General features: G+C 42.8%; 8 protein-coding genes. 2 read left to right on the top strand and 6 right to left on the bottom strand.

Annotated features, from left to right (window positions below; all coding sequences use genetic code 11):
- Window positions 1-150 precede the first annotated feature (150 nt).
- The 5 genes from CAL7507_RS08070 to CAL7507_RS08050 form a co-directional block, all read right to left on the bottom strand.
- Window positions 151-2,781, bottom strand: a complete 2,631-nt coding sequence (locus tag CAL7507_RS08070) for a hypothetical protein (protein ID WP_015127967.1) — start codon at window positions 2,779-2,781, stop codon at window positions 151-153.
- A 681-nt stretch (window positions 2,782-3,462) separates the two neighbouring features.
- A complete protein-coding gene (locus CAL7507_RS08065; protein ID WP_015127966.1) occupies window positions 3,463-3,711 on the bottom strand; it encodes a hypothetical protein in 249 nt (82 codons plus the stop codon).
- Window positions 3,711-4,553, bottom strand: coding sequence for a hypothetical protein (locus CAL7507_RS08060; protein ID WP_015127965.1), 843 nt, complete (start codon window positions 4,551-4,553; stop codon window positions 3,711-3,713). The genes CAL7507_RS08065 and CAL7507_RS08060 overlap by 1 nt, the downstream gene beginning before the upstream one ends.
- Window positions 4,554-4,717: 164 nt before the next feature.
- On the bottom strand, window positions 4,718-5,494 hold the full coding sequence (locus tag CAL7507_RS08055; protein WP_015127964.1) for an RNA polymerase sigma factor SigF: 777 nt from the start codon (window positions 5,492-5,494) through the stop codon (window positions 4,718-4,720).
- A gap of 683 nt (window positions 5,495-6,177) precedes the next feature.
- Window positions 6,178-7,014: a photosystem II manganese-stabilizing polypeptide gene (locus tag CAL7507_RS08050; RefSeq protein ID WP_015127963.1), complete on the bottom strand. Its 837-nt coding sequence runs from the start codon at window positions 7,012-7,014 to the stop codon at window positions 6,178-6,180.
- 371 nt (window positions 7,015-7,385) lie between these two features.
- On the opposite strand from CAL7507_RS08050, the gene CAL7507_RS08045 reads away from it, so the two are divergent.
- A complete protein-coding gene (locus CAL7507_RS08045; RefSeq protein ID WP_015127962.1) occupies window positions 7,386-7,886 on the top strand; it encodes a hypothetical protein in 501 nt (166 codons plus the stop codon).
- 168 nt (window positions 7,887-8,054) lie between these two features.
- Window positions 8,055-8,405, top strand: a complete 351-nt coding sequence (locus CAL7507_RS08040) for a hypothetical protein (protein ID WP_015127961.1) — start codon at window positions 8,055-8,057, stop codon at window positions 8,403-8,405.
- A gap of 65 nt (window positions 8,406-8,470) precedes the next feature.
- On the opposite strand, the gene CAL7507_RS08035 is transcribed toward CAL7507_RS08040, so the two are convergent.
- Window positions 8,471-13,495 (bottom strand): hypothetical protein, encoded by a 5,025-nt coding sequence (locus tag CAL7507_RS08035; protein ID WP_015127960.1) that lies wholly within the window; start codon window positions 13,493-13,495, stop codon window positions 8,471-8,473.
- Window positions 13,496-13,642 lie beyond the last annotated feature (147 nt).

Raw genomic sequence — 13,642 nt, 5'->3', positions numbered from 1 at the left:
TGAGGAAGATGGCGGAGAAATAACTAATGACTCCTGACTCCTGACTTCTGACTCCTGACTTCTGACTCTTGACTCTTGACTTCTGACTCTTGACTCCTGACTCCTGACTCCTGACTCCTGACTCTTGACTCCTGACTCCTGACAAAACCTCTATAACATACCCAGTAATTCATCTAGCTGCAAACTTGGCAAATCTGGAGGAATCACGGTTCGGACTATAGTGACTTTGTGACTTTCTTGTTGGGTGACTAGATTGAGAGCGATCGCCTCTAGGCGAATTTCTAAACAACCAAAGGGAACATCTAATTGAGTCATCACCTCCAAACCTCCCGCAGGACTGGGTTGTAAGTTTTTCAGCAAATGGGGGCCGTCAAACAACCAACGAGTTTGATAATCCTCAACCCATAACTTCACCGCAATTTCCGGCGGTAAATCAGGTAATTCCACGTAAATTTTGATAGAGCTACCAGCAATCAGCTCGCCCTCTGGCACATGCAATTGTGGAATTGGCAAAGGTTCACTTAATACCGCAGTCATCGCCTCGGTAGGAGATACATCTGATTCTGGTTCTTCCTCCTGCTCCAATGTGCTGCTGGCGATCGCCTCAACTTCAGGTTCAACGGTATCATCTACAACAATCTCTTGAGACAACCAAGCAGGCTGTTTTTTGAAAGGATGGGGTGGAGGTGGAGGTGGTAAACGCCTTATCGCAGTTACTTCTTTGACTTCATTCTCCACGTGCAAATCTGTGAGTATCTCTGTCTCCTCTGGTTTAACTATCTCCGTGTTTTCCGATATCTCTATATTCTCTGGTGTCACCGCCTCCTCGTCTGCCGATATCGCTGTTTCAACGTCTAGTAACGGCAAGTTGAGATTAACAGGTGGCAGCGGCGGGGGAGAAGGCAGGGGCACCTGATTCCTCGATATAATCTGGCGGGGTGGAATGTAGGTATCATTCTGTTCCGGCTCAGGTAAAATATACCCTTGACTCTGTAACCACTTCGTAATCAAGGGCGATGAGTAAGGATTACCCTCAATAATTAATTGTGAATCCGCCGGAATCGCCACATCCGCAACAGGCTGATCAATTAATTCCGCAGATTGTCCAGCTACCTCGACAATAGGCTGATCACCTACTGCTAATTCGGGTGTAGTTTCATCTTGATTTCTAGTGATATCCAGTGGTTTGGAGTTTTCAGAATCGAGAATTTCCGGTAAATCTGTCACATTGTTATTTACTTCATCCTGACCACTAGGCAAGGCTTTGAGCCGTTTTAAGTAGGGCAAATTCTTACTTATTGGTACTGGACGGTTTCTGATGAGCAGCTCCCCCAAGTTTATTGGGGCAATAGTCTCATCTTTGTTGATAATATCTTCTGGTTGTGGGGCTTCCGTGACAACAGTAGCGATCGCACCGCCCATATCTTCTCCCAGCAAAATGCTATCCTGAAGGGCGATCGCCTGAGTTGGCATTACCGGGAAATTTGGTAATTGTAGCTCGCGGGAAGTCGTTGATTTATTGAGCGATCGCGACTCGACTCGCGGTGGTAGCGATTTATTTACCGATGGCGTGAAGACTAGAGAATGATTTGTTTTGTTGCTTTTGACCAAATTGAAAAGTGCCAAATCTAGCCTAGCAGAAGTCTCCGGCTCCCTCACTGCGAGTGCTGTTACTGCTATCTCATCATTTAACTGGTTTTCTGGACTGGATTTGGCCGCAGTAATTGTGAGTAATTCTGTTACATCCGCTGTAATCGTGAAAGACTGGCTAGCTAACACCATCACTTCACCAATATCAGTGAGTGCGCCATGTAAACTGACATCTGCCAAAATTAGCTTGGATTCACACTCAGCCGGAATATCAACCGAGTATGTGATCGTGAAAGGTAGCACCTCATCTGCTAAAGGTTGCCGGATTTGGGTTAAGATTTCCGATCCTAGCGGTGAGCGTAATTCAATTCCTAGTTCTAGGGCATAGAGATTTTTGGGGTATGGTGTATTATCTTCCGAATTCACCTTTTCTTTCAGTGCCACCTGTCCGGTGATAGTTAAAGCTTCTCCCCAATGAGCAACATAAATTTCCCGATCTAGAGTTAGGATCAGTAGTGGTGACGCTGGTGTGGCTGAAGCATCCTCAAGAGTTTCATCCTCCAGAACAGGTTCAGAACTGGGTAAAGCCAACTCTATTAAGTTGTGTAAAATTTGTTCTGCCGTCTCACCTTTGAGCCAAACTGGGCTGACAGGCTGATCAATAGATACATCTTCTGTAGTTTTAGGAGGCGGATCAGTTGTAATTATTGGTTCTGTAGTAGTAGCGATCGCCTGCTCTACCGGAGTTGGTAATTCTACTACAGCAGCAGTATCTAAATTATTAGGTGAATTCGACTCTCCCCTTTCCCCATCATCCAATCTTTCTACTACACCATCTACTGACTGGGATAAGACTTGCAAATAAACGCTATATTGCCAAGATTTACCGAGAATGTCCGACATCAAGTCACCAGAGCATTGCAACTCCCAACTTCCCGCCTTGAAGTAAGTATAGGGTACTACCGCCATTAACCCTTCTGAGTTAGTGCGACGTGATCGCTTCTGAACTCGCCGCTTTGGTGGGACTTCCTGAGTTGAAGAGTGAATTAACCGCACCTCCACATCCGTGTTAGGACGGTTAGAACGCGCCAAAACTCTATATCGACCCTCTAAAAGTTCTACGTTTGACGATTCTAAGGTATGCCAAGAGCGATCGCCCTGTCTTTGTATCAGAAATTGCCAGTGTTCCATTGTGAGTGATGCCCAGACCGAAGAGCAGCTGAGTAATATTTTGCATTACTTGCTTGCAAGTTTACCTCAGCAATTTAGATTTTCATCACCTGCGATCGTGTTTTGCTCAAGATACACGCAAATTTAACTAGAGTATCCCTCATCACGCCTCACCCAGACCTCTAAATTTTCACCTAGTCCTCTGTCCAGTGAAGCATAAGTAGTTAAACAAGATTAATTAGGGCTTACTGAATAATTATGTCTTGAGTATTAATTAATACATTATCTAATGCCAATCTGCAAAAAGAATGCGACGGATAAATCGTAGATACTGTCTTGATTCGTCAAGATCCCTTCACTACAATCCATGTGTCGCCAAAATTATTTGAATTGGTATTATACCAATTCAAGAAAACACTGATACAGACAGATTTCTCGTAGTAGCACGGCATTGCCGCGCCCTTAACAACGCATATGTATCATTATTAAAGTGAATTGGTATAAGTTGATCAACAGCGATCGCACAAAAAACCTGGGCACAAACATCAAATACCCCCAGTAGCATTTTCCAATACGGGCTGCTGGAGGTGTTATTGTTTCAGAAACTTTTGGAGAAAAATGATTAAAGGGTTTTTAGGTTGACTAACCCTCAGTAAAATATCACAGAAGTAAAGTTGATGAACTTGTCCCCCACGCAAGTAGTTAGACACCGTAGCGGTTTTGATAATAGTTCAAAATTTGCTGCACCTGTTGTTGGCTATCTAAACTAGAGTTTACAGCCCACGAAATCCATAAGCCAGCAATTTGACTTTGATAGTAATCAAACTGCTGGGATGACTGAGGAATTAAACCCACTTCTACCCCATCGACTTGACGTAAATGAGCAGCTATCTCTCGATAGACTGCTAAAGGTAAACCAGCAAATTCAATTTTTTCTTTAGTCTCCGTCATTATGAAGCTCCGGTATTAACAGGATTTTGTGGTGGCGTTGTCCCAGGAACAGGATTATTGCCAGCAGCAGTAGCTGTTGGTGCATCTCCTACCATTCTGGCCACTTCAATACCGTATTGTTCCACAATCACGACCGGGTTGGAACCTTCATTCATTTCAATACGTTTAATCAGCACACCATTTGCCAATCGCTGTCCCGCCTGTACATAGCGACTTGCAGGCTCATTTGGCACTTTGATAATTGCCTGGAGTTGATTACCCAGCAAAACCACACCACTCACAATCACTGCTTTTGCTAACTCAGGTTGTGGTGACTGTGGTAGCACAGAAACTAAATTTGGGCTGGGGACAACTGGAGGTAAAACCCTAGGTAGGACTGGAGTCAAACTAGGCAATGTCCTGGTGTTCAAACGCGCCGAGATCACAGCACTCCGTATTGGTACTTTGACTCCTGTACTTGCAGTTTTGGCAATAGGTAGGGGAGGTAAATCAGGAACGGGTTTGGTAGTGTTATTAGCAACTTCGATCACCGTCTGCCCAGTAATTTGAGCAAACGGGTCATTGCGCCCTTTTGAAACCACAATTGCCCGTTCTGTAGCATTAGTTGATTGAATGAGATTAGGAGTTGCAGAAGCAACTTGAGATACATTTTTAGCCGCTACTACTGGATTATTAAAAGATTGAATAGCTCGTGGCGACTTATTGACTAGCGCCGCATTTGGACTAGGGCTAGCCGCAGTCGGAGTGGGAGTGGTAGCTTGTGGTGTGTTTTCCGAAGCACAACCAGCGATCGCCAAAGTTAAAATAGCTACACCTGCAATCGTCGAATTTTTTTTGCCCATTAGCTGTTCTCAAAAGCAATAGAAAAATTTGCTTGTATAAATCAACATGCCTAAAATTTGGGTCAAAGGCTAAGTCTGTTACCTTTATAACCTAATTTTTTATATTGCAAAGTTATTTTTAGCACTCTAAATCCAGCATAATTGCGGCTTGAATTGGTTTGTAGTTAATCATCTGCCGCGCCCATGATGTGTTTGAGTAAATCCAATCCTTTTTTGACTCTACGGGAAACCGTAACTACACTAATCCCAAGATGTTCTGCTACTTGTTTTTGCGTCAAGTCTTGCAAAAATACACATTCCAAAACTTCACGAGTGTGGTTTTCTAGCTGAACCAATGCTTGTTGTAAACGAAATTGATCTTCTTGCGCCAGTTGAAAGCTGCGGTAATGAGGATCTGGAACCAATTCTCCCAAACATGTAGACCCTTCCTCTCCATCCTGCACTGGTACATCTAGGCTTAAAGGAGCGCGATTCACCCATGCTAATTTAATTTCTTGCCATTCGGTTGTAGAAATTTCCAATGCTGCTGCTAGTTCCGAGTCAGTGGGTGGGCGGTTGTATTTTGTACGCAAAGAGCGCGAAACTCCTATAGCCTGCTGTTGTAGAGCTAAATAACGTCGGGGAATTCGCACCGTGACACCTTTATCCCGGAGATAATGCTGAATTTCGCCGCGAATGTAAGGGATAGCAAAGGAACTAAAAGCATGTCCTTTAGAAATTTCAAATCTTTCAATAGCTCTAATTAAACCCAAACAGCCTACTTGGAGTAAGTCCTCATAGCTTTCATGGCATTGATTCATCCAGTAGTGAGCTTCTTTTCTCACAAGTCCAAAATTGAGTTGCACTAGTTGATTCCGGACAGTTTCTGAGCGAGATTTTTCATATTCTCGCAGGATCTGCCAAATCTCGTGCTTCAGTTCGTTGGTAGCTGTAGTTGGCATAGCACCGTTTTTGTTGAGCAAATAAACTGTTAATGACTCGCTTTTAAACCCAGATATGATTACGCAATATCAAAGCAAAAATCGCCCGATATGTCCTAGAAAATTTTCTAGGACATAACGAAACTTTTAATCTAGAAAAAATTCTATAGTTGGGTTGACAATCGAGCCAAATTTAAACAAGCAAAGTTAGTGTTTTGTTTGTCTTTTAAATTTGTTATGGCCTGTAGCCAAAATATAAAATTATTTACTTAATATCAAACCGAGATTTTACTTAATTTAGCTTATTTAATATGAGACTTAGTAATATATGTAAAACCACAATTGTTTCTATTTTACTAGATTCTAAAAAGGTTCTCACATCCGTATTAATACGGTATTAATTACAAAAGATTTATATAGGCTTAATCAGCCTAAGTTACCCAAGCACATAGCGTAAATATACGTAGATAGTTATCAATAATTGAAGCTCATTCCACCTCTAAAGAGGTATGGGAGTTCACATTGACGCTTAACAGTCATCCGTCAACAGTTAACGGCAGTGGAGCGGGTTTCTGACTGCCTTTGATGACTGATTATTGTTAATAAAAAACCCTTTTACTCGCCTAAAAATAGGGGGGTAAAGGGGTTAGTCTCAGAGTTTAAGTTTGATTTGAGTGCCCATCAGTCATGGTACTCAAGAAAATTTAGCTGCGATTTGACTCAACTCGACCGTAAAACAGACCCCGAATCTTGACTTCTTTAGGCTCGCCAGCACCTAAATCAGTATCAGATGGCTGTTCACTCTCGAAGGTGCCAGCAATTTCACCACTAACACCATCTATTTTGGCTACTTGCAGAGAAATTTTGCCACTGAGATTTTCAGCACGCTTGACATTAGTCCGGGTCAGTTCGTCGTCATCAGCTTGAGCAGGCAGAGCAACAGCATTATCATAGCCACTGACAACACCACGACCTTTAGGATCTAAGAAGGCAGCACCACGATAGGAAGGTACTTTAAAAGTGCCTTCAAAGTCTGTGGAAGTACTAACACTGGATAAACCAGGTTGACTTTGAGCAACTAAGTTTTTGATGGTGAATAGGAAAGGTACTCGTTCGCCACCAGGTAGTTGCACAGTGATGGCTTGGAAGTCAAGACCATCTTTCTCTACAAAGGTCAGGCTATTATCTGGATTAATTTTCAGATCGCCTTGCACTTGGTCAATGGTGGAAGTGTATCTAGTCAATAATTTGCCAGCGACAAATTCTGCTTCTTGCCGTTTATTAGCGGGTTCTTCTTTTACAAAGAATTGGGTTGGTTCCAAGCAAAGTTCTTTGATGGCGTAGGACTGGCTAGCATCGATAGGAATCGAACCACGTCTTGTTTCTGCCAGTTGGGGGCATTTGTTAGCCAAACCAGTGCCGCGAATTTGTTCGTAAGTCAGTAAATCTCTACCACTACTAGAAGAAGATCCGTCGCTACAAGCGGTTATGAGTCCCAAGCACAAAGCTAAGAATGCAACAATTAAAGCGCGATACCTCATGGTCAACCTCAATGTCAAAAATTAATATCTAAGTTGTAAAACTGCTCTGCTAAACGTAATCAAACGTGTCGCTTTCTTGAGTCTGGGGTTGAAGCCTCATTCCTCAGGAACACAACACATCTAGTTTTGGATGCGTGGCCTAAGTGGGGCAAAACCAGCAGTTTCACTGTTGGCGGCATTTGATAGGGTTTGGGTATGTGGATAAGTACACCGCTCATAAAAATCCAGAGAAATCTAGACTTTTATGTTCGTCATGTATTTACCACTACAGGGCTAAACGGGGGGAACCCCTGCAAGCCGTTGGCTCCCTTATTCCCTCCCTCAAGTTGGAAATTACTTTTTCAACTTAGTTAGGCCTAAAAATTCAACTTGTGAAAGTTGTCTTGGCTCTGATTACAGATAAAATACAGCTTACCATCGGAGTTGACAGCGGCTCTATCTGTTTCTGTCCAAGCAGAATCTCTAAATTTTTCTGGAAATTCAGGCTTCTGTTCCAAACTCAAGGACAGAGCGGCATCAGTGATTACCTCAAAGAATGCGAAAAGTGGGATTTCCTTCGCATTTTCCTCTTGCGTATGGCAAAAGCGGCATCGCCCAAGACGTTCTGTATTATGTATGTGTCGCTACTACATACAGCTAATTGTTTGATAGGGAAGTCAGCCAGATCATACGATTTTTTGAAACTCAAAATCAAAGCAATCTATTCTTCAACAAGAACATTTTGCTCTCACCTAGCTCTTGCAGAGGCTGTGTTAAGCATTAATGCTTTATTTTTAGGGGCGATGTCTAGTGACAAGACGCTTTGCGTCTACGCAATTATTGTTGACTATGGATACAAATCAGGTTACAGTCCGCTCTTGCTTGGGCAGTGAGTGCCTGTGAAATCAGAGAGTGGTGATTCCATACTCCAAGAACCTCCAGAAGCCACTGTAGCCCGAAGTTGCTCTACTCCCCATCGGCTTTTCAATCTGTGACAATCCATGAAAACCAAAAATGTTCGGTAAATTTGAGTAGACCTTAATTTACACAGAAAAGTTGGCATGAGCAACGATAGAAGTTTGGCATCAGGAAATTTGTCCTCGACACTGCAAGCGATCGCAACTACGGTTCATGATGCAGCTGAAAGCTGTCAAGGGGATTCTGTAGCTCTTTTGGCTCTGCTGCGGCAGTTAGAGCAGTTACACCGAGAAATCCGCGATGGGTCTTTTCAAGACAGTTTGCCTGATAACCGTCAGCAACTTTACGCGCTACTGAAAGATATTGAGTCTGAGGGTGGCTGGCCTTATATTGAGCGGATGAGGCTAAAAGCCTTTTTAGCGAAATTGGTACAAGAGGCTAATGATGAAAATCGTGATGGTTTGATTGGTAGCGATCGCTCTTATGGCTGGTAAGCTGACAACAGGTTTCGAGTTTTTAATTTAAAACTCTTTGCGCCTCACACTCACAACTCTTGGTACTAGCGGCTGTGGGTGATGTTATCACAAAGATGGCGATCGCGCCCTTCAACATTGCGGTTGTATTTGAGATAATCATCCACCCAGTTGCAACCTTTCAGAAGTAAGTCATCAACGTCTAAATTCCACAGAATGATCGTGTTGTCATCACTGGCTGATGCCAGAGTTTTACCATCAGGGCTAAAACTAACACTGAACACTCCACCGCGATGTCCAGTGAGAGTTTTAATCAATTTGCCCTCACGACTCCAGAGTTTCACACTCTTGTCAAAACTAGCAGCCGCTAGTAATTCACCATTAGGACTATAAGTCACCGCATTGACGCTATCACTGTACCCTTTCAACAATGTTTTTAAAAAAGTACCATCCCGCCGCCATAATTTCACAGTGTTATCCCAACTTGCGGTAGCCAACAACTGGTCAGTAGGACTAAAACTCACACCTAATACCCAACTGTCATGGGGGGAGAAAGTTTTGATTAAAGTACCATCTTGTCGCCAAAGTTTCACAGTTTTGTCATCACTAGCAGAAGCTATTACCTGACCATCAGGACTAAAACTCGCGCTATTTACCCTATCTTGATGCCCAACTAAGGTTTTCAGCAATTTACCCTCACGGTTCCAAAGTTTCACTGTCTTATCTTTGCTAGCTGATACCAATAACTGACCGTCAGGGCTAAAGTTGACGCTATTTACACTATCATTATGTCCTTTGAGAGTATTGATTAAAGTGCCATCCCGTCGCCAAAGTTTCACAGTTTTGTCAAAACTTGCTGATGCCAGCATTTCGCCCTTAGGGTCAAAACTGACACTAGTAACTCTATCTTTGTGCCCCAGTAGAGTCTTGTAGAGTCGGGTTTCTATTTCGCCTTTTCTCAGGTTCCGTTGCCAGAGTTTCACTGTGTCATCGCGACTACCAGAAGCCAACATTTGACCATCAGGACTCCAAGTAACGCTCAAAACTCTGTCCTTATGTCCTTCGAGGATCGGTAATGTCAGAGCATCTAAACTCCAAAGTTTCACACTTTTGTCATAACTTGCGGATGCCAACATTTGATTATTGGGACTGAAAGCCACACTCACGACAGCATCACTATGTCCTTTGAATTTTTTAAGTAACGCACCTGTGACACTCCACACGTTAATGCTGTTGTCTTCACTTCCAGAGGCTAACATCTTACCGTTAGTACTGAAGTTCAAATTCCACACCGTATTGGTATGCTGCAGTAAAGTTTTATAGGGAAGAAAATTAAAGCGGTCTTTACTAATGTTGCGCCGTTGCCAAAGTTTTACTGTTTTATCTCGACTTCCAGATGCTAATATTTGACCGTTGGGACTAAAGGCTACAGCGGTTACACCTTTGTTGTGTCCCTGCAAAGTGGCTACTAAACTACCGTCCCTGCGCCAGATTTTTACAGTCTTATCTTCGCTAGCTGAGGCGATAAATTGACCATCAGGACTGAAAGTTACCCAATTAACCCACCCTTGATGTCCCCTAAGTATTTTTACCAGGCTACCGTCCTGACGCCAAAGTTTTATGGTTGCATCCTTACTCCCAGTAGCTAGAAGCTCTCCGTCAGGACTAAAACTCACACTGTAAACCCAATCTGCGTGTCCTTCTAAGGTTTTGTAAGGATGGGGGTCAAATTCGCCTGTAATTGGGTTTTTTCGCCAGATTTGTACAGTTTTGTCGAGACTAGCTGATGCTAGGCTTTGACCATCGCGGCTAAAACTAACGCTAGTTACAGCATCGCTATGGCCTGTGAGGGTTTGGAGTAAAGTTCCATTAGGACGCCAAAGTTTCACATCTTTATCTAGACTGCCTGATGCTAGCAACTGGCCGTCAGGGCTGAAAGTGACGCTCCAGACACTATCACGATGCCCCTCTAAGCGATTTACCTCCTTTACCCCATAAACTGCTTGTTGCAGGGCTGTCACTACGCGCATTTTGGTGTCAGCTTGGACTCTATCTGCTTGGTTGAGTTTTCTCCAAGCTCTGAGACTTTCTAATAGAGCGTCGAACTCTTGATTGGAGGCAAATAGAGCTTCACTTGCAGATGCGATCGCACTGATTTTCACGTTGATTTCGCTACGTTCAGCCCTTAGAGTTTGGCGCACTGCTGCTCTTCTTTGTGAGTCGGCTTGCCACCATAATACAGCTATGGTACTTGCCATGATTGCTAGTGCCACGCCTGCGATACGTGCTTCCCGTAGTCGCCGTTGTAAAACCAGATTGAGTTGCTCTTGAGATATCTGCTGGGCTACTTCTGCTCTAGTTTTTTCTGATCTGATTTTTTCTAATTCGGCGATCATCCCATAGTCATTTTTTTGGCGAATTGGTTCAACTAAGTAATCATGAACCAGCTGGTAGCGATCGCCTAATTCTTCTCGCTCTCGCAACACCAAACCTGAACCCACCAAAATTTCTAAAATAAATTCCCAGGATGAGTCAAACTCTGCTATTGTCTCCAGAGTATTCCCTAGCACTGCTGACAAATCAGCTTTAGTTTTTAGCGGTCTTGTACCTTTTTCATCAGTTAATTCAAATAATAATTTCCAGCTACGCTCTTCGTTTTCTTGTCCACAATCTTTGATCACCTCTTCCAACCAGCGCTCCACCAGTTTTTCTGACCCACCACAAAGCTTATATTGTTCAAGTGTGGTGATATTTTCTGCTTGCAGTTGGGCACCAACTATTTGCAACTCAATTGGATGTACTTCGTCTAGTTCTGCTGCTAAATCATCTACTAATTGGTTAATTAATTCATCACTCAGTTCATCATGTGAACGTTGAGTCAAACTGTGAATAATTCTACTGGCATCAGTGCGGTTGAAGTTACCTAAGTAGTAGCGGATATCTTTATCTAAGATGTTTTTATTAATTACACCTAGATCATATAAACCATCACTGCTTTCCTTACTTAAACGCTCAAATTCTAATAAGTAATGTAAATAATCTTCCCGTAATGAAAGAATAATTTTCACATAGGGAATATTTAAACATTCACTAAAAAATTGATAGAATTGAACTTTTTTTATCGGAGATGTACTCACAAAGAAAAATTCTTCAAATTGGTCAAAAATAATAATTATTGTGTGATTACGCTCCGATGCTAACCTGAGTTTTTCGAGCAGGATAGTAGGAGTAAGTTCTACAGCAACTGATATTTCTGCCTGTGAAAGTACATGGTTAACACTACGTCCCAGGGCTGTCACCCAATCGGTATAAACAGATAAAACAATCGGTAAAGGTATCCGTTCACCAATGACTTTTCCTTTTAAGGCTGGAACCAAACCAGCTTTGAGAGTTGAACTTTTCCCAACACCTGATGGTCCATGAATGACTGTGAGTTTGTAGTCAGCACGAGTAATGCGTTCAATCAATCGATTGACATCTTGTTGGCGTCCAGCAGCAGCTATTTCCTGGGCGACTTCTTCAGGAATAAAAGGTATTTTTTGCGATTCTAAGACTGGGTTAATGCGATAACGTTGTGGTTGTAATTGACTAGCGCCAATGAAAGCCCGAAAGCCATACTGGTGTTCTATTTGAATTTTTTCTTGCTTGAGGCTAAAAGCTTCTGCGTAGTCACGACGTTCAAAAAAGTAGAGCGATCGCAACTCCTCTAAAATCTCTAAATAAAGCGATGGCTCGTACTGTAGCTCACAAACTACCTTCGCCCATTCCAGACTATTGATCGCTTCTTCCCACTCACTTAGATGCCGCTGTGTACGCGCTAGCAATAAAAGATACCAACTTTCCTGCTGTCGTGAAACTTCCGTTGTCAATTCAGCGATCGCCAGTGCCTTATTTGCTAATTCATGAGCTAGTAACCAATTCGATTCCGCAGCCGCTACAGCTGCTAAAAAGCCGTAATCTTGAGCAACTTGTCCAGGATTACCATACATCTCATGCAACCGCAAAGCCTCTTGGGCTAATTCTTCTAGGTCTTCCCAAGCTTGTAAACGGTGCAACATTTCACAAGCCGATGAAATAAATTTGGCAACTAAGTCTTGTCTTTGCGCTGTCTTTAATATCTCAAGACATTGTTTAAACCACGAAAGGGCATTTTGCCAGTATTTCCAATCTGCACCATAATTTAGGTCTGCCATCCGACGATAACACAGCCCCAAATGGAACATTACCACAGCCTGCCGCAGCAGCGGAGAAGATGAAAGTATTGGGGGTTCGGAGGAATATACTTCTATATTTTCTGCTAAACCCCTAAACCCAGTTTCCTCTGAACCTACTTTTTGCCACAGGATTAAGCTCCTTTGATAATGAGCTAAAGCTTTATCGATTTGATCATTAGCATACTCATCACGCCCCAAGACAAATTCTAAGCTAGCTTCTAATTCTGGTTCTAATTTGACATTATATAAACGCAGCAAATCATTACGCGCTGATTCAATTTCATGTCGATTTTGGGACTTAGGAGCTAAATCAAGAGCAGCATTAGATAAGAACCTGTTAGTACCCGCTTCCAAAACTTTGGCTAATAAAGATTCTGTTTCTTGTCGAATCAAAGCAATTAAATATTCTTGCGCCAATTCAAATTTGATGGTGGTTGCTGCCCAGCTTTTAAAATCAGGCGCTAATTTAGCCAGCATTGATGCTACATCATCTTGTAGCCATAAAACCAGAGGAAAGGGAAAAGTCGCAGCGTAGATATCTCGTGCTTGGTTAATGCCACTCAGTAAGTCTTCGAGAGCAGTAATTGATTCTAGACCAAAAACCATCACTGCTGACGGCAAACCATCCGTAACAACAGCAGGATGATTTAGAAATAGTTCTGTAACTATTGTGGTGTGCAAGGCTGTAGTGGCGGGATGCAGAACTAGTTCTCGTAAATTGATATCTTTGGTGAGCGAGTTGAGATTACTCAACATTTGCTCACGTAATTGTCCATAGTTGCACCGGACTAAAATCAGGGCAAATTGACCTTTGGAAAGCTTGATCGCCCGAATCAGCCTTTGCAGAGCCTGCTGATTTTCATTAGCGATCGCTGCTGTAAACTGCCACTTTGTCATAACTAAAAACCGGGCTAAAAATAGGAACTAGAGATTGGGGATTAGAGATTGGGGACTGGGGACTAGAGAAGAAGGATTTTGATCCAGAGGATTGTGGGAAGTTGCCCGTAGGTGTCTAGCTTAAAAAAGTCCTGATTCATTGTCATT

This window comes from Calothrix sp. PCC 7507, assembly GCF_000316575.1.
Classification (GTDB): domain Bacteria; phylum Cyanobacteriota; class Cyanobacteriia; order Cyanobacteriales; family Nostocaceae; genus Fortiea.
This window is presented reverse-complemented; position numbering and strand designations above follow the sequence as displayed.